The organism is Variovorax sp. S12S4, assembly GCF_023195515.1.
Classification (GTDB): Bacteria; Pseudomonadota; Gammaproteobacteria; order Burkholderiales; family Burkholderiaceae_C; genus Variovorax.
In genome coordinates this window covers 3,505,007-3,528,471 of the sequence record NZ_JALPKR020000002.1, presented here as the reverse complement: position 1 = coordinate 3,528,471, position 23,465 = coordinate 3,505,007, and the positions used below count along the sequence as shown (strand labels likewise).

The 23,465-nt window shown below is 66.6% G+C and carries 23 protein-coding genes; 11 read left to right on the top strand and 12 right to left on the bottom strand.

The genetic code is table 11. From position 1 onward, the window contains the following. Nucleotides 1-28: 28 nt before the first annotated feature. Nucleotides 29-1,318, bottom strand: a complete 1,290-nt coding sequence (locus tag M0765_RS17400; RefSeq protein ID WP_258504996.1) for an SUMF1/EgtB/PvdO family nonheme iron enzyme — start codon at nucleotides 1,316-1,318, stop codon at nucleotides 29-31. Between the two features lie 192 nt (nucleotides 1,319-1,510). Between M0765_RS17400 and M0765_RS17395 the strand changes: the two genes are divergently transcribed. Together M0765_RS17395 and M0765_RS17390 are read left to right on the top strand one after the other, a co-directional pair. Continuing rightward, nucleotides 1,511-2,110 carry a TRAP transporter small permease subunit gene (locus M0765_RS17395; RefSeq protein WP_258504994.1) on the top strand — a complete coding sequence of 200 codons (600 nt, stop codon included), beginning with the start codon at nucleotides 1,511-1,513 and terminating at the stop codon, nucleotides 2,108-2,110. An 11-nt stretch (nucleotides 2,111-2,121) separates the two neighbouring features. Further along, a complete protein-coding gene (locus M0765_RS17390) occupies nucleotides 2,122-3,897 on the top strand; it encodes a TRAP transporter large permease (protein ID WP_258504993.1) in 1,776 nt (591 codons plus the stop codon). 139 nt (nucleotides 3,898-4,036) lie between these two features. Here the strand turns inward: M0765_RS17390 and M0765_RS17385 are convergent, their stop codons facing one another. The 4 genes from M0765_RS17385 to M0765_RS17370 all read right to left on the bottom strand — a co-directional run bounded on the left by M0765_RS17385 (nucleotide 4,037) and on the right by M0765_RS17370 (nucleotide 8,305). Further along, nucleotides 4,037-5,119, bottom strand: a complete 1,083-nt coding sequence (locus tag M0765_RS17385; RefSeq protein WP_258504991.1) for a TRAP transporter substrate-binding protein — start codon at nucleotides 5,117-5,119, stop codon at nucleotides 4,037-4,039. A gap of 112 nt (nucleotides 5,120-5,231) precedes the next feature. Further along, nucleotides 5,232-7,088: a 1-deoxy-D-xylulose-5-phosphate synthase gene (gene dxs / locus M0765_RS17380; RefSeq protein ID WP_258504989.1), complete on the bottom strand. Its 1,857-nt coding sequence runs from the start codon at nucleotides 7,086-7,088 to the stop codon at nucleotides 5,232-5,234. A 39-nt stretch (nucleotides 7,089-7,127) separates the two neighbouring features. Further along, nucleotides 7,128-8,042 (bottom strand): polyprenyl synthetase family protein, encoded by a 915-nt coding sequence (locus M0765_RS17375; protein WP_258504987.1) that lies wholly within the window; start codon nucleotides 8,040-8,042, stop codon nucleotides 7,128-7,130. Further along, nucleotides 8,039-8,305, bottom strand: a complete 267-nt coding sequence (locus tag M0765_RS17370; protein ID WP_258504986.1) for an exodeoxyribonuclease VII small subunit — start codon at nucleotides 8,303-8,305, stop codon at nucleotides 8,039-8,041. The genes M0765_RS17375 and M0765_RS17370 overlap by 4 nt, the downstream gene beginning before the upstream one ends. Before the next feature lie 281 nt (nucleotides 8,306-8,586). On the opposite strand from M0765_RS17370, the gene M0765_RS17365 reads away from it, so the two are divergent. The 7 genes from M0765_RS17365 (at nucleotide 8,587) to M0765_RS17335 (ending at nucleotide 14,863) form a co-directional block, all read left to right on the top strand. Continuing rightward, entirely contained in the window at nucleotides 8,587-9,729 is a 1,143-nt protein-coding gene (locus tag M0765_RS17365) for an aromatic ring-hydroxylating oxygenase subunit alpha (RefSeq protein WP_258504985.1), read from the top strand. A gap of 22 nt (nucleotides 9,730-9,751) precedes the next feature. Further along, nucleotides 9,752-10,669, top strand: a complete 918-nt coding sequence (locus tag M0765_RS17360; RefSeq protein WP_258508319.1) for a DMT family transporter — start codon at nucleotides 9,752-9,754, stop codon at nucleotides 10,667-10,669. 37 nt (nucleotides 10,670-10,706) lie between these two features. Then, nucleotides 10,707-11,615: a sulfurtransferase gene (locus M0765_RS17355; RefSeq protein WP_258504984.1), complete on the top strand. Its 909-nt coding sequence runs from the start codon at nucleotides 10,707-10,709 to the stop codon at nucleotides 11,613-11,615. Further along, nucleotides 11,612-12,196, top strand: a complete 585-nt coding sequence (locus M0765_RS17350) for a DUF2796 domain-containing protein (protein ID WP_258504983.1) — start codon at nucleotides 11,612-11,614, stop codon at nucleotides 12,194-12,196. The genes M0765_RS17355 and M0765_RS17350 overlap by 4 nt, the downstream gene beginning before the upstream one ends. A gap of 85 nt (nucleotides 12,197-12,281) precedes the next feature. Further along, nucleotides 12,282-12,947 carry an ABC transporter ATP-binding protein gene (locus tag M0765_RS17345; RefSeq protein ID WP_274708993.1) on the top strand — a complete coding sequence of 222 codons (666 nt, stop codon included), beginning with the start codon at nucleotides 12,282-12,284 and terminating at the stop codon, nucleotides 12,945-12,947. 10 nt (nucleotides 12,948-12,957) lie between these two features. Further along, complete coding sequence (locus M0765_RS17340; protein ID WP_258504979.1) at nucleotides 12,958-14,220, top strand: ABC transporter permease; 1,263 nt, start codon at nucleotides 12,958-12,960, stop codon at nucleotides 14,218-14,220. A gap of 4 nt (nucleotides 14,221-14,224) precedes the next feature. Next, nucleotides 14,225-14,863 (top strand): DUF3299 domain-containing protein, encoded by a 639-nt coding sequence (locus tag M0765_RS17335; protein ID WP_258504977.1) that lies wholly within the window; start codon nucleotides 14,225-14,227, stop codon nucleotides 14,861-14,863. Between the two features lie 22 nt (nucleotides 14,864-14,885). Here the strand turns inward: M0765_RS17335 and M0765_RS17330 are convergent, their stop codons facing one another. Next, nucleotides 14,886-15,587, bottom strand: a complete 702-nt coding sequence (locus M0765_RS17330) for a helix-turn-helix domain-containing protein (protein WP_258504976.1) — start codon at nucleotides 15,585-15,587, stop codon at nucleotides 14,886-14,888. Nucleotides 15,588-15,788: 201 nt separating this feature from the next. On the opposite strand from M0765_RS17330, the gene M0765_RS17325 reads away from it, so the two are divergent. Continuing rightward, entirely contained in the window at nucleotides 15,789-16,979 is a 1,191-nt protein-coding gene (locus M0765_RS17325) for an NAD(P)/FAD-dependent oxidoreductase (protein WP_258504975.1), read from the top strand. A 25-nt stretch (nucleotides 16,980-17,004) separates the two neighbouring features. On the opposite strand, the gene M0765_RS17320 is transcribed toward M0765_RS17325, so the two are convergent. The 5 genes from M0765_RS17320 to M0765_RS17300 all read right to left on the bottom strand — a co-directional run bounded on the left by M0765_RS17320 (nucleotide 17,005) and on the right by M0765_RS17300 (nucleotide 21,093). After that, on the bottom strand, nucleotides 17,005-17,220 hold the full coding sequence (locus M0765_RS17320) for a hypothetical protein (RefSeq protein ID WP_126749779.1): 216 nt from the start codon (nucleotides 17,218-17,220) through the stop codon (nucleotides 17,005-17,007). Nucleotides 17,221-17,353: 133 nt separating this feature from the next. Next, on the bottom strand, nucleotides 17,354-18,313 hold the full coding sequence (locus M0765_RS17315) for a ZIP family metal transporter (protein ID WP_258504972.1): 960 nt from the start codon (nucleotides 18,311-18,313) through the stop codon (nucleotides 17,354-17,356). Nucleotides 18,314-18,418: 105 nt separating this feature from the next. Continuing rightward, nucleotides 18,419-19,318, bottom strand: a complete 900-nt coding sequence (locus M0765_RS17310) for a dienelactone hydrolase family protein (protein ID WP_258504971.1) — start codon at nucleotides 19,316-19,318, stop codon at nucleotides 18,419-18,421. Nucleotides 19,319-19,449: 131 nt separating this feature from the next. Beyond that, a complete protein-coding gene (locus M0765_RS17305; protein ID WP_258504970.1) occupies nucleotides 19,450-20,187 on the bottom strand; it encodes an aspartate/glutamate racemase family protein in 738 nt (245 codons plus the stop codon). An 18-nt stretch (nucleotides 20,188-20,205) separates the two neighbouring features. Beyond that, nucleotides 20,206-21,093, bottom strand: a complete 888-nt coding sequence (locus M0765_RS17300) for a transporter substrate-binding domain-containing protein (protein ID WP_126749783.1) — start codon at nucleotides 21,091-21,093, stop codon at nucleotides 20,206-20,208. A 233-nt stretch (nucleotides 21,094-21,326) separates the two neighbouring features. Between M0765_RS17300 and M0765_RS17295 the strand changes: the two genes are divergently transcribed. Then, nucleotides 21,327-22,547, top strand: a complete 1,221-nt coding sequence (locus M0765_RS17295; protein WP_258504968.1) for a D-amino acid dehydrogenase — start codon at nucleotides 21,327-21,329, stop codon at nucleotides 22,545-22,547. A gap of 15 nt (nucleotides 22,548-22,562) precedes the next feature. Here M0765_RS17295 and M0765_RS17290 read toward each other — a convergent pair whose 3' ends face one another. Continuing rightward, a complete protein-coding gene (locus M0765_RS17290) occupies nucleotides 22,563-23,465 on the bottom strand; it encodes a LysR family transcriptional regulator (protein WP_093018504.1) in 903 nt (300 codons plus the stop codon).

The window sequence follows — 23,465 nt, the reverse complement described above, 5'->3', positions numbered from 1 at the left end:
GCGCAGATACGCGAGGGCTCGGGGCGAGTCACAGACTGCAGGTCCGGAAGCCGAAGAAACCGTCGTCGCTGCCCGGCAAGGCGAACCCGCGGCGGCGTGGCGAGCGCAAGCGCGCTCGGGTCGCGAAAGACGCGCCGCGCAGCACGCGGGCCTGGCCGAACGCCGCGGCCGGGTCGAACTCTCCGCCTCCGCTCCACGGGTCGGCCCTGAAGCCGGGCCATGGCCGCAGCGTACCCGCCGTCCATTCGTGCACGTCGGCCCAACGAAAGCCGCGCCGCGCGGCGGTGTGCGCCGCAATCTCCCATTCGACCTCGGTTGCGATGCGCCGGCCGGCCCAGCGCGCCCAGGCATCGGCCTCCCACCAGCTCAGGTGAACGGCGCCGTGGTGGCCGGCCGCACGCACGGTTGCACCGAAACGGTGCTGAAGCACCGAGCCGCCGGTGCCGTTGCGCGCGGCGCCGATCTGCTCGACATGCCGCGGCCCGCGGCGCCCATCGATCTGCGCGGAAAGCCAGCGCCAGCCTTCGGGGTGCCAGAGCTCCTCGCGGTCGTAGCCGCCTTCGTCGACGAACTCGATGTACTGGTTCCAGGTCACGGGCTGGGCATCGATCTCGAATTCGGGCACGTCGACGCGGTGCGCACCCTGCTCCTGCGCAAAGGCGAATCCGCCGCCGTCCGGCAGGCCGAGCTCCCATTGCGTGGAAGGCAGCACCAGCGGCTCGCGCGTGACCGAAACCGGCAGCGGCTCGATGCCAAGCGACAGCCCCAGCGTCTGCGCCATCACGATGAACTGCTCGCCGCGCAGGTCCTCATGGAAAAGCGCGAGGCGATAGAAGTACAGGCCCGGGTCGGTCTCGGCCGCATGCTCGAGCAGCTCGAGCGTGCTTTCCAGCGTTTCGAGCAGGTAGGCCTTGGTCTGGCCGAGGTCCGGCAGGCTGGGCGACCAGATCCGCTCCCGCGTGGCCTGGGCGGGGTCCCACCAGCTGTCGGCATGCGGATCGATGGCGGCCAGCCGGGTCGGGCGCACCGGGCAATCGGCGCCGAAGGCACGCTGCGTGTTGCGGCCGATCCACCATTCGGCAAACCAGCCGATATGCCCGGCCAGCCAGACCGGCGGCACCACGCCCGCGTCGTCGGTGCGTGGCACCGCAAGATCGGGCGAACCCAGCGCCTCTTCATAAAGCGACAACAGGTGAAGCGTGTGGTTGCGCGCGTCCATGAGGGCCAGCGACAGCAGTTCGCGTCCGGCTCGCCGCATGTCGGGCGAATCGATGGAGTGCGGCAGGCCCGTGGGCAGCAGGGGCGGCGACGATGGCATGTTTCATTATGGCGAGCCGCGGCACCAGCGTGGCGCACGGCGGGCGCGTCTACGGGAATACACCGCCCGGCCCCGCCTGAAAACGGCTTCCCGCGCCGATAAAATCGCGCGTCCGCAAAAGCTCCGACCGCCGCCTGCCGGCCGAGTCCGGGCCGCTTCTGCATCCAAGCATCCATTCTTCTGGAGAAGAGCATGAATTTCCTGCTCAGATTTTCGCGCGCGGTCGATTGGCTGAACGGCCAGATCGGCAAGTACGTGATCTGGCTCATCCTTGCGTCCACGGTCATCAGCGCCCTGAACGCGGTAGTCCGCAAGGCCTTCAACATCAGTTCCAACGCATATCTCGAGGTTCAGTGGTACCTGTTCGCGGCATCGTTCCTGATTGCCGCGGGCTACACGCTGCTGAACCAGGAGCACGTGAAGGTCGACGTACTCGCCGGGAAGCTGTCCAAGCGCGGGCAGATCTGGATCGACATCATCGGCTTTGTCTTCTTTCTCACCCCGTTCTGCCTGGCCGTGCTCTGGTACGGCATTCCGTTCTTCATGCAGGGCTACCGCTCGGGCGAAATGTCGAACAACGCGGGCGGCCTGATCCGCTGGCCGATCTACGCAATGATTCCGCTCGGCTTCGGCTTGCTGATGCTGCAGGGGTGGTCCGAGCTGATCAAGCGCATTGCCTTCCTGCAGGGCCGCATCGAGGATCCGACGGCCAAGCGTGGCGAAAAAACGGCTGAAGAAGAGCTCGCCGAGTCGATCCGCCGGCTGGCCGAAGCCCAAACCAAATCCAGCTGAACCGGACCATCATGGAATTCATCATTCAGAACTACGCCCCGCTGATGTTCGCGGGCCTGATCTGCTTTCTGCTGGTCGGTTTCCCCGTTGCATTCAGCCTGGGCGCCTGCGGGCTGTTCTTCGGCTTCGTCGGCATCGAACTCGGGCTGTTGCCCGAAGCGCTGCTGCAGGCCATGCCGCTGCGGCTCTTCGGCATCATGCAGAACGACACGCTGCTGGCCATTCCGTTCTTCACGCTCATGGGGCTGATCCTCGAGCGCAGCGGCATGGCCGAAGACCTGCTCGAGACCATCGGCCAGCTGTTCGGCCCGATTCGCGGCGGCCTGGCGCTGGCCGTGGTGTTCGTGGGCGCGCTGCTCGCGGCAACCACCGGCGTGGTGGCTGCATCGGTGATCTCGATGGGCCTGATCTCGCTGCCGATCATGATGCGCTACGGCTACGACCGGCGCCTGGCGACGGGCGTGATCGCGGCCTCGGGCACGCTGGCGCAGATCATTCCGCCTTCGCTGGTGCTGATCATCCTGGCCGACCAGCTCGGCCGCAGCGTCGGCGACATGTACAAGGGCGCCTTCCTGCCCGGCTTCCTGCTGATGGGCATGTACGCGCTCTATGTCATCCTGCTCGCGGTGTTCAAGCCGGCATGGGTGCCGGCGCTGCCGCCGGAAGCACGCACGATGCGTGAAGACAACGGCAAGAGCGGCGGACCCTCGCTGCTGGTGCTCACCGCGGTCTGCGTGGTTGCGTCGGTGTGGTTCGCACGGCACATTGCCGACATCCACACGTGGTGGAAGGGCGAAGAAGTCACGCGCGTGGCCACCGACGAGACCATCGTCGTCTCCATGTGTGCCGGCGTGCTGCTGGCGCTGGTCATCGCGGTCATCAACCGCGTCACGCGCCTGGGCCTGCTCTCGCGCATGGCCGAGCGCGTGACCTTCGTGCTCATTCCGCCGCTGCTGCTGATCTTCCTGGTGCTCGGCACCATCTTCCTGGGCGTTGCAACGCCCACCGAAGGCGGCGCCATGGGTGCCATTGGCGCACTCATCATGGCCATGGTGCGCGGGCGCATGAGCATGTCGCTGCTCAAGCAGGCGCTCAACACCACCACCAAGCTGTCGTGCTTCGTGGTGTTCATCCTGATCGGCGCAACGATCTTCGGCCTGGTGTTCCAGGGCGTGGACGGACCGCGCTGGGTCGAGCACCTGCTGGCCAAGGTGCCGGGCGGCCAGCTGGGCTTCCTGATCGTGGTGAACGTCATGGTGTTCTTCCTGGCGTTCTTCCTCGACTTCTTCGAGTTGTCGTTCATCGTGGTGCCGCTCTTGGCCCCGGTGGCCGACAAGCTGGGCATCGACCTGATCTGGTTCGGCGTGCTGCTGGCGGTGAACATGCAGACCTCGTTCATGCATCCGCCGTTCGGCTTCGCGCTCTTCTACCTGCGCAGCGTGGCGCCGACCAAGGCCTACAAGGACCGCGTCACGGGCCAGATGATCGAGCCCGTCACCACGATGCAGATCTACTGGGGTGCCGTGCCGTTCCTGCTGATCCAGCTGACGATGGTGGGCCTGATCATTGCGTTCCCGGGCATCGTGTCGAGCGGGCTGGACGAAAAAGAGGTCTACGACCTCGACAAGGTCATGCGCGAGATGGAAGCCAATATGCCGGGCTCTGCGCCCGAGATTCCCGCCCCGAAGTGCCGGCGCCCGACGCGGGCACCGCGCCTGCACCGGAGTCCGGAGCCTCCGCGCCCGCGGGCGGTGCAGCGGCTCCCGCGGCCGAGGACGATCCGATGAAGGCCATGCTGGAATCGATGGAGCGGGAAAAGAAGTAAGCCCCTCACCCGTCCCCAGGGCCTGCGCACCGCGCGCAGGCCCCAGACGAAAAAAAGCCCGCGCGATGCGGGCTTTTTCTTTGCCGGGCCGAAGCCGCGTATCAGAGCTTCTGCTTAGACATGAAGTTGTCGAAAGCCGATTCGGCGAAGCGGAACCACAGCACCTGGTCGCGCTGGAACGTGCGCAGGTCGGCGTAGATCTTCTTCCACTCGGGGCTCTTGGCGTCGTTCTCTGCGAACACTTCCATCGAAGCCTTGAAGGACGCGTCGAGCACGGCCTGCGAGAACGGCAGCACCTTGGTCTTGGAGGCCACCAGTTGCTTCAGCGCGGTGGGGTTCAGCGCGTCGTACTTGGCGAGCATGTCGGACGAAGCGACGGCCGCGGCGGCTTCCACGATGGCCTTGTTCTCTGCCGAGAGGCCGTCGAACGCCTTCTGGTTGATGAAGAAGTCCACTTCAGGACCGCCTTCCCACCAGCCGGGGTAGTAGTAGAACGGCGCAACCTTGTTGAAGCCGAGCTTCTGGTCGTCGTAAGGACCGACCCATTCGGCCGCATCCAGCGTGCCCTTTTCGAGCGACTGGTAGATCTCGCCGCCGGGAATGCTTTGCGGCACCGCGCCGAGCTTGGTCATCACGTCACCGATGAGGCCGCCGCCCAGGCGCATCTTCATGCCCTTGAAGTCGGCCGGCGACTTGATTTCCTTGCGGTACCAGCCGCCCATCTGGCAGCCCGTGTTGCCGCCGGCAAGGCTCAGCATGTTGTACTTGGCGTAGAACTCGTTCATGAGCTTGCGGCCGTTGCCGTGCATCATCCACGCGTTCATCTGGCGCGAGTTCAGGCCGAACGGAATGGCCGAGCCCAGTGCGAATGCGGGGTTCTTGCCGTAGAAGTAGTAAGGCACGGTGTGGCACATCTCGACCGAACCGTTTTGCACGCCGTCCACTACGCCGAAGGGAGGCATCAGCTCGCCGCCGGCGTGAACCGAGATCTCGAACTTGCCGCCCGACATGGCCTTGACCGCCTTGGCAAACACTTCCGCGCCGCCGTAGATGGTGTCCAGCGACTTGGGAAAGCTGGAGGCCAGGCGCCAGCGGACGGCGGCCTGCGCATGAACTGCGGGCGCAATGCCGGCGGCCAGAACGCCGGCAATGCCGACGTTTTTAATGAGGGAACGACGATCCATTGAATTCACTCCGAGTGCATTGGAAAAAACGAAACGCGGCTTGTGGCCGCGTTGACGACTTTCGTAAGTCGTGGCGATTGTAAAAACCTGCTTACAGGCAACCCGCCGGGGTTTACCCTGCGACGGAGCCGAAGCGCCGAGCGATGGAGGCTTCGATGCCCGTCGCGTCGAGGCCGATGGACGCGAGCAGCTTGGCCGGATCGCCATGCTCGATGAAGCGGTCGGGCAGGCCCAGCTGCAGCACCGGCTTCTGAACGTTGGCCGCCTGCAACGCCTCGAGCACCGCACTGCCCGCGCCGCCCATCACCGCGCCTTCTTCGAGCGTGACGATGGCGTCGTGCGTGCCCGCCACCTGCAGCAGCAGCTCGACGTCGAGCGGCTTGGCCCAGCGCATGTTGACCACCGTGGCGTCGAGCGATTCGGCTGCCGTGAGCGCGGGGTACAGCAAGGTGCCGAACGCGAGGATCGCAATGCGCTTGCCTTCGCGGCGCACTTCGCCCTTGCCGAACGGCAATGCATCGAGCGCCAGGTGCGGCGTAACGCCGGCACCGGCCCCGCGCGGATAGCGCACGGCCACCGGATGGTTCTGTTCGTAGGCGCTCGACAGCAGCTGGCGGCATTCGCGCTCGTCGGCCGGGCACGCAATGCTCATGTTGGGAATGCAGCGCAGGAACGGAATGTCGTAGGCGCCCGCATGCGTGGCGCCGTCGGCACCCACCAGGCCCGCGCGGTCGAGCGCAAACACCACGGGCAGGTTCTGGATGGCAACGTCGTGAATCAGCTGGTCGTAGGCGCGCTGCAGAAAGGTCGAATAGATGGCAACCACCGGCTTCAGGCCTTCGCATGCAAGGCCGGCCGCGAAGGTCACGGCATGCTGCTCGGCAATGCCGACGTCGTAATAGCGATCGGGAAAGCGCTGCTCGAACTCGACCAGCCCCGAGCCTTCGCGCATGGCCGGCGTAATGCCCACCAGGCGGCCGTCATGCGCCGCCATGTCGCACAGCCATTGGCCGAAGACCTGCGTGAAGGTCTGCTTGGCCACCGCCGCGGGCTTGACCAGCCCCACCTGCGGATCGAACTTGCCGGGACCGTGATAGGCCACCGGATCGGCCTCGGCCAGCTTGTAGCCCTGCCCCTTCTTGGTGACCACGTGCAGGAACTGCGGGCCGTCCAGGTGCTTGAGGTTCTCGAGCGTGGGCACCAGCGAATCGATGTCGTGCCCGTCGATGGGGCCCACGTAGTTGAAGCCGAACTGCTCGAACAGCGTGGCCGGAACCACCATGCCCTTGGCATGCTGCTCGAAGCGCTTGGCCAACTCGAACAGCGGCGGCGCGGCGCGCAGCACGCTCTTGCCCACGTTCTTGGCGGCGGCGTAGAAGTTGCCGCTCATCAGCTGCGCAAGGTAGCGGTTGAGCGCGCCCACTGGCGGGCTGATCGACATGTCGTTGTCGTTCAGGATCACCAGCAGCTTGCAGTCGCACACGCCGGCGTTGTTGAGCGCCTCGAAGGCCATGCCCGCTGTGAGCGCGCCGTCGCCGATGATGGCCACGGCATGGCGGTCTTCGCCCTTTTGCTTGGCGGCCATGGCCATGCCCAGCGCGGCCGAGATGCTGGTGGACGAATGCGCGGTGCCGAAGGTGTCGTATTCGCTCTCGCTGCGCTGCGGAAAGCCCGAGATGCCGCCGATCTGCCGCAGCGTGGGCATGCGCTCGCGCCGGCCGGTGAGAATCTTGTGCGGATAGGTCTGGTGGCCCACGTCCCACACCAGGCGGTCGTGCGGCGTGTTGAACACATGGTGCAGCGCGACCGTGAGCTCTACCGTTCCAAGGTTGGAACTCAGGTGCCCGCCGGTGCGCGAGACGTTGTCGAGCACGCAGGCGCGCACTTCGTCGGACAGCTGCTTGAGCTGGGCCCGGTCGAACTGGCGGATGGGCGAGGGATCGTGGAGCGTGGGAAGCAGCGGGGCCATGGGAGCGTCGTGGTTCTTCTTGTCCATCTGTTCAGCAGTTCATCGGTCGCGGTCGACGACCATGTGGGCCAGCGCGCGCAGTGCCGCGGTATCGGCGAGGCCGCTGCGCTCGAGTGCCGCGAGCGATTCGGTGAGCAGCTGTTTTGCCTGCGCACGCGCGCCGTCGAGGCCCCACAGCGAGACATAAGTGGGCTTGTCCGCGGCCGCGTCCTTGCCGGCCGTCTTGCCAAGGGTTTGCGAATCGGCGGTCACGTCGAGGATGTCGTCGACCACCTGGAACGCCAGGCCAATGGCGGCGCCGTAGTCGCGCAGCGAGGCCAGCGCGGTGGGCGCCACGTTGGCAGCGCAGGCGGCACCCATCTCGACGCTGCCCTGCAGCAGCGCGCCGGTCTTCAGGCGGTGCATTTCGCGCAACTGCGCTTCGTTCAGCGCCAGGCCCACGCTGGCAAGGTCGATGGCCTGTCCGCCGGCCATGCCCTGGCTGCCCGCGGCACGTGCCAACAGGCGGCACAGCGTGGCCTGTGTGGCTGCGGGAATCTCGTCGCCTTCGGGCGTCAGCAGTTCGAAGGCCAAGGCCTGCAAGGCATCGCCGGCCAGGAGCGCATCGGCCTCGCCGAACTTCACATGCACGGTGGGCTTGCCCCGGCGCAGCACGTCGTTGTCCATGCAGGGCAGGTCGTCGTGCACAAGTGAATAGGCATGGATGAGTTCGGTTGCGCAGGCCGCGCGCAGCGCCGCGGCCGCATTGCCGCCCACCGCTTCGCTCGCGGCCAGCACCAGCAAAGGCCGCAGCCGCTTGCCGCCGTCGAGCACGGCATAGCGCATCGCATCGCCGAGCAGCACCGGTGCATCGACGCCGACCCAGCGCGACAGCGCGACTTCTACACGCGCCAGATGCGGCTCGCTCCAGCCTGCCAGCTGGGCGGCGTCCCAATCGGCCACAGCGGCGCTCATTCGGCCGTCCAGGGCTTGAGGCTGCCCGCGTCCAGCACCTTGATCTGGTCTTCGACAGCCTGAAGCTTCTCGCGGCAAAAAGCGAGCAGCGCGGCACCGCGCTGGTAGCTGCCAAGCAACTGGTCGAGCGGCAGTTGGCCCGACTCGAGCTCTGCAACCAATTGTTCCAACTCCTGGAGCCCGGCTTCGTAGCTGGCCGGCAGCGGCCCGGTGTCGGACGTGGGCGCCGGGCTGGAGGCGGCGGAAGAAGGGACCTTGGGCATGCGAGAGAACAAGTATGAAATCGGGCATTTTAGGGCGGGGAACCGAATGGCCGCCGGTCTTCCCGGAGCGCCCGGCAAAGGGCGCACCGATGAGCGGACGCCGCGGTTCCGGATCTGCCGCAATGGCATACGAAAGGCTGCGGGCACTGCGGTGCCCCCTTGGGTACAATCGCGTGTTCCCCTGCCGGCCGCGCCGGCACAACTCTCGGGCCGTTGCCCTCCCAGACGGCGCCTTCCGTTTTTCTCTTTTTCTCCCTGTGGGGAGCTTGGTCAGGTCCTCCATGTCTGATTTAAGTCTTCAACTGCAGCAGGCCACGAGCCAACTTCCAGTTTCCGCGTACTTCGACGAGTCGCTTTACGCGCGCGAAATGCAAACGCTGTTCGCGCAAGGTCCGCGCTACGTGGGCCATCGCCTGGCGGTGCCCGAACTGGGCGACTTCCACACGCTGCCGCAAGAGCACCAGGGCCGCGCGCTGGTGCACACGCCCAAGGGGGTGGAACTCATTTCCAACGTGTGCCGCCACCGGCAGGCGCTCATCCTGCAGGGCCGCGGCCAGCTCGACAACCAGACCGGCGGCAACATCGTCTGCCCGCTGCATCGCTGGACCTACGCCGCGAGCGACCCGCGCACCACGGGCACGCTGATCGGCGCGCCGCATTTCGACCAGGACCCCTGCCTCAACCTGCACAACTATCCGCTCACGGAGTGGAACGGCCTCCTGTTCGAGCGCGGCGCAAACGGCGTGGGGCGCGACGTGGCAGCCGACATGGCCGAGCTCGGCCCGCGCGCCGACCTTGACTTCACCGGCTACGCGCTCGATCGCGTCGAGCTGCACGAGTGCAACTACAACTGGAAGACCTTCATCGAGGTCTACCTCGAGGACTACCACGTCGGTCCGTTCCACCCCGGCCTCGGCAGCTTCGTGACCTGCGACGACCTGCGCTGGGAGTTCAACCGCAACTTCTCGGTGCAAACCGTAGGCGTGGCCAACCGGCTCGGCCGCGCGGGCAGCCCCATCTATCAAAAGTGGCAAGAGCAGCTGCTCAAGTACCGCGAGGGCAAGCCCCCGAAGTACGGCGCGATCTGGCTCACCTACTATCCGCACGTCATGATCGAGTGGTATCCGCACGTGCTCACGGTGTCGACGCTGCACCCGGTGAGCCCCACCAAGACCCTCAACATGGTGGAGTTCTTCTACCCCGAGGAAATCGTCGCCTTCGAGCGCGAATTCGTCGAGGCCCAGCAGGCCGCCTACATGGAGACCTGCGTGGAAGACGACGAGATTGCCGAGCGCATGGACGCCGGCCGCCGCGCGCTGATGCTGCGCGGCGACGACGAGAGCGGCCCCTACCAGAGCCCGATGGAAGACGGCATGCAGCAGTTCCACGAGTGGTACCGCAGCGCGATGCAGCAGAACGCCTGAGCGAACAGTGCAAGCACTCTGGATGGTGCTGGGTGCCTTCTTGTTCGCCACCATGAGCGTGGTGGTCAAGGTGGCGTCGGCCTGGTTCAACAGTGGGGAGATGGTGCTCGGCCGCGGGCTGATCGGCATCGTCTTCTTGTGGCTGCTGGCGCGCAACCGCGGCGTTTCCCTCGGCACCCGCTATCCCGGCATGCATGCCTGGCGCAGCATCATCGGCGTGGTGTCGCTCGGCGCGTGGTTCTATGCCATTGCCCACATGCCGCTGGCCACGGCCGTCACGCTCAACTACATGAGCAGCGTGTGGATTGCGGCCTTCCTGGTCGGCGGCACGCTGCTGGCCTGGGTGCCGGTGCCCGGGCGCGATGGCCGTGTCGAGCGCCCGCCGCTGCAGGGCACGCTCGCGCTGACCGTGCTGGCCGGCTTTGTGGGCGTGGTGCTCATGCTCAAGCCCAGCGTGGATGCGAGCCAGGGCTTTGCGGGACTGCTCGGCCTGCTGTCCGGCCTCACAGCCGCATTCGCGTACATGCAGGTGGTGGCGCTGTCGCGCATCGGCGAACCCGAACTGCGCACGGTGTTCTATTTCGCGGTCGGCTCCGCCGTGGCCGGCGCCTTTGCCACGGCCGCGACCGGGTTTTCGGGTGGCAATTCTTGGACGTGGCAGCATGCGCTGTGGCTGCTGCCGATCGGCCTTCTGGCCGCGCTCGGGCAACTTTGCATGACGCGCGCCTATGCCACGGCCAAGACGCAGGCCGGCACGCTCGTGGTGGCCAACCTGCAGTACTCCGGCATCGTCTTCGCGGCGTTCTACAGCGTGGTGCTGTTCGACGACCGCATCGACGCCGCCGGCTGGGCCGGCATGGCGCTCATCATCGTGAGCGGCATCGCGGCCACGGTGCTGCGCCAGCGTGCGGTGCCCAAGGCGCCGGCCGAAGAACACTGAACCGCATCGAACCCCATCGACAACGAAGGAGCCCGTCATGTACACCACCCTCATCAGCGTCGAACAACTCCAGCAGCTGCAAGCCGGCGGTACGCCGCTCATGGTTTTCGACTGCAGCTTCGACCTCATGAAGCCCGAGGCCGGCGCGCAGCAATATGCCGCCGCCCACATTCCGGGCGCCGCGTTTGCGAACCTCGACACCGATCTCAGCGCGAAGCACGGCGTGCCCGGTGCGCACGGCGACGTGGTGGTAGCCCAGGAAGACGGCGTGCCTGCCTCGGGCGGACGCCACCCGCTGCCGAGCCGGGAGAAGTTCGCGGCCTGGCTCTCGGGCATCGGTTTTTCGAACGAGATGCAGGCCGTGGTGTACGACCGCAACGGTGCCAACTACTGCGGCCGCCTGTGGTGGATGCTGAAGTGGATGGGCCACGACGCAGTGGCCGTGCTCGACGGCGGCCTGCAGGCATGGCAAGCCGCCGGCGGCGAAGTCACAAGCCGCGAGGAGCCTGCGCGCTTCCAGTCGAACTTTGTGCCGGGCGAGCCGCTCGCGCAACTCGTGACGACCGAAACGGTAGCGCGCCGGCTCGGCCAGCCTGACCAGCAGCTGATCGACGCGCGTGCCGCCGCGCGTTATCGCGGAGAGGTGGAACCTCTGGACCCGATTGCGGGTCACATCCCCGGGGCTCTGAACCGGCCCTTCGCCGAAAACCTCGGCCCCGACGGCAAGTTCAAGCCGGCATCGCAATTGCGTGCCGAGTTCGAAGCGCTGCTCGCGGGACGCGATCCGGCGACGGTTGTCCACCAATGCGGCAGCGGCGTGAGCGCTGTGCCCAATCTGCTTGCGATGCAGATCGCAGGGCTTGGGACGACCGCGCTCTATGCCGGCAGCTGGAGCGAATGGAGCAACACGCCGGGGCTGCCGACCCGGCAAGGCGCAGAACCATGAAACACATCCGACTTCGACGCATTTCATCCGGCTTCGCATTCGCCGCGGCACTGTTCGCAGCACCCTTTCTTTCGCTTTCCGCGCAGGCTCAGCAGCAGCACGCGCATGTGCACGGCCAGATCAGGCTCGACGTGGCCATCGACGGCCCGACGGTGGTGATCGACATGGAGTCGCCGCTCGACAACATCGTCGGCTTCGAGCGCGCGCCCAAGACGGCTGCCGAGAAGAAAACCGCCGAAGACGCCATTGCGCAGCTGCGCGCAGCGGACAAGCTCTTTGTTGTCGACCCCGCCGCCAACTGCAAGCTCGGCCCGGTCGACCTGCGCTCCAGCGCACTGGGCCTCGGCAACCCCGACCCGAACGAGCCACCCGGCCATGCGGACCTGGACGCCACCTTTTCTTTCAACTGCACCAACGCGGCCGCGGCCAAGTTCATCGACGTGAATCTGTTCACCGCCTTCAAGGGCACGCGCCAGATCGATTCGCAGATTGCTTCGGCCCAAGGGCAGTTCAAGCGCCAGCTCAAGCGCCCGGCCGGTGCGCAGGCGAGCCAGCCCGTGCGCCTTGGCTGGGGCAAGTGACACCGTGAGCAGCGCCCTCGAGGCCGAGTCGGCGCCGCTGCGCGTTGTGCTCGCCGCCGAAGCGCTGCGCTTTGCGTGGCCCGGCATGAAAACGCCCTGCATCGACATCGAGGCCTTGCGCATCACGGCCGGGGAACTGGTCTTCTTGCACGGCCCGAGCGGCTGCGGCAAGAGCACGCTGCTGTCGCTCCTGGCCGGCGTGCTGGTGGCGGACGAAGGCCGCGTCACGCTGCTGGGGCACGACTGGTCGCAGCTCTCCGGCGCCGCGCGCGACCGCTGCCGTGTTGCGCACGTGGGCTACATTTTTCAGCAGTTCAACCTGCTGCCGTACCTGAGCGTGCTCGACAACGTGCTGCTGCCCTGCCGCTTCTCGCAGCGGCGCGAGGCGCAGGCCGCGCGCAGCGGCAGCTCCCGTGAACAGGCCGAACACCTGCTCGACCAGATGGGTCTCGACCACAACCTGTGGAAGCGCCAGGCCATGCAGTTGTCGGTCGGCCAGCAGCAGCGCGTGGCGGCTGCGCGCGCGCTCATCGGCCAGCCCGAGGTGGTGATTGCCGACGAGCCCACTTCCGCACTCGACGAAGACCGGCGCGAGGCCTTTCTCGACGTGCTGCTGACAGCCTGCGCAACCAACCAGAGCGCGCTGGTGTTCGTGAGCCATGACCAGCGCATTGCGCAGCGCTTTGCACGGCATGTGCTGCTGCCCGACATCAATCGCGCAGCAACCGCGGCAATGGCGGCGGACGCATGAAGGCACGCCGATGAGCGCCCTTTTTTCCATTGCCTGGCGCAGCGCCTGGAACCGGCGCTTCACGCTCGCGCTCACCGTGTTCTCGATTGCGCTGTCGACCTTTCTGCTGCTGGGCGTGGAGCGCATCCGCACCGAGCTGCGCGAGAATTTCGCGTCCTCCGTCTCGGGCACCGACCTGATCGTGGGTGCGCGCACGGGCTCCACGCAGCTGCTGCTGTATTCGGTGTTTCGCATCGGCGCGGCCACCAACAACATCTCGTGGAAGAGCGTGCAGGCGTTGGCCGCGCACCAGGGCGTCGACTGGGTGGTGCCGCTTTCGCTCGGCGATTCGCACCGCGGCTTCTCGGTGCTGGCCACCTCGCCCGAATACTTCACCCGCTTTCGCTACGGCAATCGCCAGTCGCTGCAGCTGCGCGAGGGCAAGCCCTTCAGCGCGCTGTTCGATGCGGTGGTGGGCGCCGAAGTGGCCGACAAGCTCGGCTACCACGTCGGCCAGAAGATCACCCTTGCCCACGGCAGCGGCGAGCTCAATTCGGCCGAGCATGCCGACAAGCCCTTTACCGTGGTGGGCGTGCTCGCCCGCACCGGCACGCCGGTCGATCGCACGGTGCACATCGGCCTCGAAGCGATGGAAGCCATTCACCTCGAATGGGTGGGCGGCGCGCCGATGCCCGGCGTCAAGATCCCGGCCGAGCAGGTGCGCAAGTTCGACCTCACGCCCAAGAACGTGACGGCCGCACTCGTGGGCCTGAAGAACCGCTCCGCCGTGTTCGGCGTGCAGCGCTGGATCTCGACCTACACCGGCGAACCGCTGATGGCCATCCTGCCCGGCGTGGCACTCGACGAACTCTGGAGCGTGATCGGCATCGGCGAAAACGCACTGCTGCTGATGTCGGCGCTGGTCGCGCTGGTGAGCCTTGCGGGCCTTGTCTCGGTGGTGATGGCGGGCCTGAATGAAAGGCGGCGCGAACTCGCCGTGCTGCGCGCCGTGGGCGCCGGCCTGCGCCATGTGCTGGCGCTGCTCGCGCTCGAGGGCGCCATGGTCACCGTGCTGGGCGTGGCCTTCGGCGTGGTCATGGCGGTGCTGGGCATTGCCCTGCTCGCACCATGGCTGCAGTCGCAGTTCGGGCTGACACTGAGCCTTTCAGAACCTACACTGAACGAATGGCTGCTGATGGCAAGCCTGCTGGTGGCGGGTTGGCTGGCCAGCCTGCTGCCTGGCATCCGTGCCTACCGGCTCTCTCTTGCCGACGGTCTCTCACCCAGGATTTGAAACCATGCGCATCGCAAAGAAAAACTCCACGCTCCGGGCTTTCACGCGGCTTTCGATGCTGCTCGCCGGTGCCGGCCTGGCAGCCGCCACATGGGCCGCCGACCCCGCGCCCAAGGACACGACCCCATCGAACCCGCTCGGCGGCAAGGCCGCACCTGTTGCTGCAGCCAAGGGCACGCCGGGCCAGCCGCGCCAGATCACCTGGGAAGAACTGGTGCCGAAAGACTGGGACCCGGCCAAGGAATTCAAGGGCATGGACCTGAGCTCGCTCAATGACGGCGACCCGCGCGCCAATGAGCTGCTCATGAAGATGCAAGAGGTGTCGAACAACGCGCCGACCAATCCCGCGATGAACGGCGCCGAGATCAAGATCCCGGGCTTCATCGTGCCGCTCGAAGAAGCCAAGGGCGAAGTGACCGAGTTCCTGCTCGTGCCCTACTTCGGCGCCTGCATCCACACGCCGCCGCCGCCGGCCAACCAGATCCTGCACGTGGTCACGTCAAAGGGCGCCAAGTTCCGGGCCATGGACACCGTGTGGGTCACCGGCAAGCTGCAGACCATGCGCAACGACTCGATGATGGGTGTGAGCGGCTATCACGTGAACGCGACGAGCGTCACCAAGTATTCGGGCGGCGCCAAGTAGACCGGCCCAGCGGCGCGACGCCTCAGCGGGCCTTGCGTACCGGCTTTGGAGCGGGCGCCTCAGGCGCCTCGCGCGCCGACTTCATGTGCCCGCTTTCCGCCGTCGTCATGCCCACGATCTTTGCAAGCTGCCGGCTGACGCTCACGTAGGCGTGGCCGATGCGGCTGTCGAAGTACAGCGAGTCGCCGCGGGCAAGGCGCACCACCTTGCCGTTGTCGAAATGCACTTCGATCTCGCCTGAAAGCACATAGGCGAACTCTTCTCCCGCATGCCTCACGAAGTCCTCGGGCCCGTGAATGCGCCGCGCGTGCACGGTGCCGACGATCGGGCTCATCTGCTTGCCTGCGGCCGTGGTGCCCAGGAACTCGTAGGCGATTGAAAGGCCGCGGTACACCACGCCCTTGCCCGCGCGCGTGACCACCGGCCCGTCGAGCTGCGCGGGCTTGACGCCGGCACCCGCGAACATCGCGTTCATGTCCATCTCGAGCGCGCGGCCCAGCGCGGTGAAGTTCTCGTACCCGAGCGCGAGTTGCCCGCGTTCCGCGCGCGAGATGGTGGTGATCGACACGCCCGAGCGCTCGGCCAGCTGCGCCAGCGTCCAGCCGAAGCGCTTGCGCGCGGTGCGCAGGCGGTTGCCGAAGGTGGTGCGGTCCAGCGCCGGCTGTTCGTCCTTCGGCTTTGTCCCCGGCTTGGCTCGCGGCTTGTTGCCCGTGTGTGGATTCACGCTTGGCTTTCTCTTGTAGTGCAGCACGATTCTGCCAGTCCAGTGCCCGAATCCGTGCCACGGTGCCCGCAGCCGATGCACGGAAATTGCGTATGCGCAAATTGCGGAGACGCAAATTTCACCACCATGGTGCGTCCCATCTCCTCTCGGCAGGCCCGGGGCAAATTTGCGTATACGCAAATTTCTACCTACACTCCGCCAATGACTTCCAACACACCAGCGCCCGTTGCGGCCGACTATCTCGTGATCGGCGGCGGCATTGCCGGTGCCTCGGTGGCCTACTGGCTCGCGCCGCATGCCCGCGTGATCCTGCTCGAACGCGAGGCCCAGCCCGGCTACCACTCCACCGGCCGCTCGGCCGCGCTTTTCATGGAAAGCTACGGCACGGCGCAGGTGCGCGCGCTCACCATGGCAAGCCGCGCGTTTCTCGAACATCCGCCAGAGGGCTTTGCCGAGCACCCGCTCCTCACGCCGCGTGGCGCGTTGATGGTGGCCGACGCCGATCATGTGGCCGAGCTCGAAGCCCACTGGGAGGTGCTGCGCGCCATGAACACCGGCGCACAGCGGCTCAGCAGCGAAGAAGCCATCGAGATGGTGCCGGCGCTGCGGCCCGAACAGGTGGCGGGCGGTGTCTATGAGCCCGATGCGTCCGACATGGACGTGCACGCCATCCACCAGGGCTACCTGCGCGGCATGCGGCAGGCCGGCGGCAAGCTGGTGTGCGACGCCGGCGTGACCGCGCTCGAGCGCGTGGACGACCGCTGGCGCGTGACGGCCGGCGACGTCGTCTACGAAGCGCCGGTGGTCATCAACGCGGCGGGCGCGTGGGTCGACACCATTGCGCAACTGGCGGGCGTGCGGCCCATCGGCATCGAGCCGCGGCGGCGCTCGGCCTTCATCTTCGCGCCGCCCGAAGGCAGCAACGTGGCGCACTGGCCCATGGTGTTCAGCGCCGATGAAGGCTGGTACATCAAGCCCGACGCCGGCATGCTGCTCGGTTCGCCGGCCAATGCCGATCCGGTCGAACCGCAGGACGTGCAGCCCGAAGAGCTGGACGTCGCCTTCGCCATCCACCGCATCGAGGAAGCCACCACGCTCACCATTCGCCGCCCCACCCGCACCTGGGCGGGCCTGCGTTCCTTCGTGGCCGACGGCGACCTGGTGGGCGGCTTCGAGCCAGAGGCGCCCGGCTTCTTCTGGCTTGCGGCGCAGGGTGGCTATGGCATCCAGACTTCGGCAGCCATGGGCGAGGCATGTGCGGCACTCGCGCGCGGCCTGCCTGTGCCGCAGCGCATTGCGGGCTTCGGTCTTACGGCTGAAATGCTCGGCCCGCAGCGCTTGCGTGCAGCAGCGGCAGCAGCGGCAGCAGCGGCTGCGGCAACAGCTGGATAGCTCGAGAGAGCTCGTCGAAAGCGGCTTAGTCGGGCGCGTTCATCACGCGGGCAAACTCTTCGTCCGCCGGCACGTTGTCGGCGTCGAGTTCGCTGGCATCGGTCAGGTCGATGCCGGTTGCATCCGACAGGTCGTCCGCGGCTTCCGATTCCGATTCCTCGAAGTCGTCGACAGGCGAATCGTCGTCGTCATCTTCGGGCGATGGCGGAGCGGGGCGCTTCTTGGCGTCGACGTTGTTCATGATCGGTTCCTCGGCGATGGGATGAGCGAGACATTCGTCAGACCCCCAATGTTGCACCTCTTTCAGGTGCCGTGCGTCAATTCCCCGGAACAGCGTCGGTTTCGGAACGTATCCATCAAGCCGGCGCTGTAGGTCAGTCCTTGTGCGCCGGGGCTCCTTCGCCTTCGTGAGAATGGCCGTGCTCCGAGTGGCCGTGCTCGGCGTGACCGTGTTCCGAATGGCCATGGTCGTGCTCGCCGTGCGCAAGCCGGCTCACGAGCGTGACGAGTGCGATGCCCACCACCAGCCACACGATCTGCGCCGCGGTCTGCCGCGCCGGCAAACGCTTCTGCAATTGTGGAATCAGGTCGGCCAGCGCCACGTAGACGAAGCTGCTGCTGGCCAGCACCAGGAAGTAAGGCAACCAGCCGTGCAGCTGGTCGACCAGCCACCATCCGACGATGCCGCCCAGCATGGTCATGGTGCCGGCGAGCGACACCTTGATCAGCGCCGCGCGCTGGTTGGCCGAACTCTGGCGCAGCACAACAAGGTCGCCGATGTGGTGCGGCACCTCGTGCGCGAGCACCGCAATGGCGGCCACCAGGCCAAGGCGGATGTCCGCGATGAAGGCCGATGCAATCAGGATGCCGTCGCCGAAGCAGTGCACGCTGTCGCCGGTGAGCACGGCCCAGCCGCCGCCCGCGCGAGGCGCGTGGCTGTGCGAATGGTCATGGTCGTGGGGGTGGCCGTGCGCATGATCGTGCGCGGAGTGATTCGTTTGGTGCCCTGCGCCGATCGGCCCCGGCGCGGGGCTGCCATGGTGATGCTCGTGCCCGTGGTGCCAGAGCTCGGCTTTGTCGAGCAGAAAGAAGAACACCAGGCCGAACAGCAGCACGCCGAACAGCAGCGCGGGCTGAATGCGGCTTTCGAAGGCCTCGGGCAACAGGTGCATGAACGCGGTGGCAAGCAGCGCCCCCGCAGCCAGGCTCAGCAGGTGCTGCGAATTCACTCCGCCCGAGCCGCTGCGCACGCCCACGCGCAAGAGCAAGGCCGCGAGCCACACGCTTCCGATGCCGGCAACCAGGGTCGCCGCGATGATCACTATCAAATTCATAGCTGCTTGCGCAATCTCGATGGGCACCGATGCCCGACAACGTTCATAAAAAGAGAAAGGCCGTCACGTGGACGGCCTTCGGCGGTGAGTGGCTACAGGCCGCCGTCAGACGACGCCATTGGCTTTGAACCAGGCCGTGGCTCGCTGCCATCCGTCATCGGCCGCGCTCTTTACATAGCTCGGGCGGTAGTCGGCATGGAACGCGTGGCCTGCTTCGGGATACACGACGAAGCTCGAAGCCTTGGCAGCCGGGGTTCCATTTGCCAACGCTGCTTTCATCTTATCAACCGTGTCAAGCGGGATGCCCTGGTCTTTTCCGCCGTACAAGCCGAGCACCGGCGCCTGCAGGCTGGCCGCCACATCGACGGGGTGCCTTGGCGTCAATTCGCTCGGCTGGCCGACGAGGCGGCCGTACCAGGCTACGCCGGCCTTGACCTTGCCGGTGGCGGCATAGAGCCACACGATGCGGCCGCCCCAGCAGAAGCCGGTGATGCCGGCCTTGGCAACATTGCCGCCGTTGGCCGCGGCATACGCGAGCGCGCCGTCCAGGTCGGCCATGACCTGCGCATCGGGCACCTTGGTCACGATGTCGGCCTGCAGCTTGGGAATGTCGGTGTAGCCGCGCGGATCGCCCTGGCGCGCATAGAGCTCGGGCGCAATGGCCAGGTAGCCGAGTTGGGCAAAGCGGCGGCAGGTGTCGGCAATGTATTCGTGCACGCCGAAGATCTCCTGGATCACCAGGATCACGGGCAGGCCCGTCTTGCCGGCCGGCGCGGCCGCGTAGGCGGGCACCTCGAAGCCGTTGACGGTGTACTTGATCGGCCCGGCCTTCAGGCCCTCGGCCGAGGTGCTGATGGCCGTCTGTGCCATGACCGGCATCACGGCGGCCGCATAGCCCACGCCAATGGCGGCCTTGAGTGCGGTGCGGCGCGTGGCGCCCTGCTCTGTGCTCTCGCCGGGGCGAAGCGAGTCGAAATCGGAACGGCTGTCGTCGCGAAGGGACATGGGAAGGGCTCCAGTTGAATCGTCGGACAAGGGGCATGCGTGAAAACGCACGCCGCAATGTAGGCGAATTCAGCGCGGTCCGTATCCGAATGGCCCGGATGTCAACAGGATTGCAGTGCGGCCTAAAGTCTTCAGTCGCGATAGGCGCGGCGCGCCAATGCGGCAGCCAGCACCTGCGCCGGATCGACCAGGTTCAGTCCGGCGACCGCAGCCGAGCCCTGCAGGCCGAGCGGCACCTCGGTGCAGCCCATGATGATGGTGACCGGCCCGTGGCGTTCCGCGAGCCGCAGCGCCACCTGCGAAAAACACTCTTCGGCCAGCCGCATGTTTCCGGCCTTCACGCCGTCGAAGATGCCGCGCGTGATGATGCGGCGTTCTTCCTGCAGCGGCACAAGGCAATCGAGCCCCGCTTCGGCCAGCGCATGTTCATAGAGGCGCACGCGGTAGGTGCCCTCGGTGGCCATCAGCGCCACATTGCCTGCCCCTTGCGCGGCAAGATGCTGCGCCACCTCGCGCGCCATGTGCAGCAGTTCCACTTGCGGAAAACGTTCCTGCAGCCGCGAATGCCAGGCATGCGCGGTGTTGCAGGCAATGGCCACGGCCCTGCTGCCCAGCGCGGCCAGCCGCCCCAGTGCCTGCAGCATCGGCTCGAGCGGCTGGTGCGCGCCGGTCTCCGCCGAACCCAGCGCGTCGGTTCGGTCAGGCACCGGCACCTGCGCCAGCCAGTGCTCCGGGAAGGACTGGTCCCGCACCGGCTCCCCGCGCGCGCGCATCTGCTGGGCGCAGGCCTGCACGAAGAGCCGGACGAAGTCCGCCCCCGCCGCAGGGCCCATGCCGCCCAGAATGCCCACTACGTTCGTCGAAGCCATTGCGTACGTCCAATCGCGTCAGGTCGCCGGTTTGTCGGACGGCGTCTTGAGGTTGTCCTTGAGTTGCTGGCTCATGGGCAGATTCAGCGGCACGTTCTTCGGCGGGATCGGCGACATGAACCACTTGGTATAGAGCTTCTCGAACTCGCCGCTCTTCATCATGCCGATGAAGGTGTCGTCCACCAGCTTCTTGAAGGCCGGGTCGTCCTTGGGCAGCATGCAGGCATAGGGCTCGACCTGCAGCGCCTCGCCCACCACTTCGTAGTCGGCCGGGTTCTTGGCGTTGGCAATCAGGCCGAACAGCAGGATGTCGTCCATGGCAAACGCCACGGCGCGGTCGCTTTCCACCAGCAGGAAGGCGTCGGCGTGGTCCTTGCCAAGCACGATGTCCATGTCGAGGTTCTTCTCGGTGTTGTACTTGCGCATGACCAGCGCGTTGGTGGTGCCGGTGGTGCTGGCCACCGTCTTCTTGGCCAGGTCGGCGTAGTCCTTGATCTTGGAAGACTTCTTGGTCAACAGGCGCGTGCCGGTATAGAAGTGATTGACGGCAAAGGCCACGTCCTTGCCGCGCGCGGTGTTGTTGGTGGTGGAGCCGCACTCCAGGTCCACCGTGCCGTTGGTGATCAGCGGAATGCGGTTCTGCGAGGTCACTGGCATCAGCTGTACCTGCAGGTTGGGCTTGTTGAGCTTTTTCTTCACCGCCTCGACCACGGCGTTGGAAAGTTCGACCGAGAAACCGATCGGCTTGTTGGGGCCGTCCAGGTAGCTGAAGGGCACCGACGACTCGCGGTAGGCGAGCGTGATCTTGCCGGACTCGGCGATCTTGGCCAGCGTGTCGGCGGCCTGGACGCCGGTGGCGGTAAGCAGCACCACGGCAGCAGCGGCCATCAATGCGGAGAGTTTCATGCGAGCCTTCTTCAGTTGGTTGAACAGAGCGGCCAGTGTAAGAAGGAGTGACACATGGCGACAATTCCAAATGAACCCTAGGCCATACCCAAAGGTTATGGGTTAGGAAGAGCGGGCACCAAGGCATGCGCTTTGGCTATGGGCTACCGCGCTTTTGGCATTTCCGGGCTGGCGTGCGCGCGCCTACATTCAGCACTCCCCTCTCTTTGCTCCCTTCTTTGGAAAGTTGCCCCATGCATGTGTGTGTGCTCGGCGCCGGCATCGTGGGCCTGGCCACCGCCTGGCAACTCGAACGCCTGGGCCATCAAGTCACGGTGATCGACCGCGCGGCCCCTGGTGCGGGCGCGAGCGGCGGCAACGGCGCGCAGCTCAGCTACTCGTACGTGCAGCCGCTGGCCGATCCGTCGATCTGGAAGCAGCTGCCCAAGCTGCTGCTCTCGCCCTCCTCCCCGCTCAAGCTGCGCCCGCAACTCGATCCGCTGCAGTGGCGCTGGGGCCTGGCCTTTCTTGCGGCCTGCAATGCGCAGACCTCGCGCGACACCACGGCGCAGCTGTTGGCGTTGGCCGCGCTGAGCCGCAGCGGGTTCGAGGCCATGCAGGCCGACGTTGCGCCCGATTGCGATTTTTCCGCCACCGGCAAGCTGGTGCTCTATGCCAGCCCCGAATCGCTCGAAGGCGCACGCGCGCAGCTCGAATTGCAGCGCGCCATGGGCAGCGAGCAGCGCATCGTGTCGCCCGACGAATGCGCCGCCATCGAGCCCGCGCTCGCCGGCTATCGCGGCCAGATGGCCGGGGCCGTCTACACGCCCAGCGAGTGCGCGGCCGATTGCCTGAAGGTTTGCGCCGAACTGATGCGCGTGCTCAGCGGGCGCGGCGTGCGCTTTCTGCTCGGCGCCGACGTGCACGGCTTCGCGCGCAGCGGAGGCCGCGTGGCCGCCGTGAAAACGAGCGATGGCGACGTGGAGGCCGACGCCTTCGTCATGGCACTGGGATCGGCCTCGCACAAGCTCGGGCGCGCGCTGGGCGCCTACCTGCCGGTGTACCCGCTCAAGGGCTACAGCATCACGGTCGATGTCGATCCTTCGCCCGGCGCAGCGCCCAGCGTGAACGTGACCGACAGCGCGCGCAAGGTGGTGTTCGCGCGCATCGGCTCACGGCTGCGCGTGGCGGGCATGGCGGAACTCGTGGGGCACGACGCGAGCATTCCGGCGACGCGCATCGAAACGCTGGCGGCCGCGACACGCGCCGTGTTCCCGCATGCGAGCCCGCTCGAAGAACTGCATCCGTGGACGGGCATGCGCCCGGCCACGCCGAAAGGCCTGCCGATCATCGGGCGGCTGCCGAGCGCGCCGGCGAACATGCTGTTCAACACCGGGCACGGCGCGCTGGGCTTCACGCTGGCTTTCGGCTCCGCGCGGCGGATTGCCGATGCGCTGGAGCCCGCCGCAGCCTGAGCCACGCCACGAGGTTCAGGCCGCCTGCTCTATCGCCTCGCGCATGCAGCGGGTAATGCCGCGTACCGCCACTGAATCGGGCTTTCCCGCAAACCGCAATGCGCGCACCGGCACCGGAATGTGCGGCTCCAGCGCCAGCACGTCGACCTTGGTGCCGTCGGCCGAGCGCGCCGTGCAGCCATCGACCAGCGCCACGCCCAGCCCGTGGTGGGCCATCGACAGCGCGGCGTGATAGGTCTGCACCGTGACCACCGCCTGCTGAAAGCCCACGCCGGCCTGGCGGCAGGCCTGGCTCAGGCTGGTGCCCACCGGGTCTCGGCTGTCCAGCCCGATGACGGGCCGGTCGACCAGGTCATGCAGCGCCACCGACCCATTGCGCACCAGTGCGCGCGGAAGCATGCCCTTCGGCGCGATGCACACCATGCGCGTGTCCGCAAGCGTTTCCTGCGTGAGCGAGGGGTGCACCGCGGGGCTGAAGACAAAGCCCACGTCGGCCTCTTGCAGCAGCAGCGCCGACATGATCTGCGGCGAATGCAGCGACTCGACGGTGATCGAATAACCCGGATGCTTTTCGCGAAAGGCCTTGAGCGCGCGCGGCAGCACCTCGTAGCTCAATGCCAGCACGCTCAGGATGCGCAGCTCGCCGGTATCGCTGCCCGCACGCAGGTTGGCCGCCAGGCGCTGCACCTCGTCGAGTTGCGCGAACAGCCGCTCGATGTGCGGATACAGCGTGAGCGCCTCGGTGGTCGGTGTGAGCCGGCCCTTGGCGCGCTGGAACAGCGGAAAGCCCAGTTGCAGCTCGGCATGCTGCAGCGTGCGGCTCACCGCCGGCTGCGTAATGTTGATGAGCCGCGCCGCCGCGCTCACGCTGCCCGTGAGCATGATGGCGTTGAAGACCTCGATATGGCGCAGCCGCAT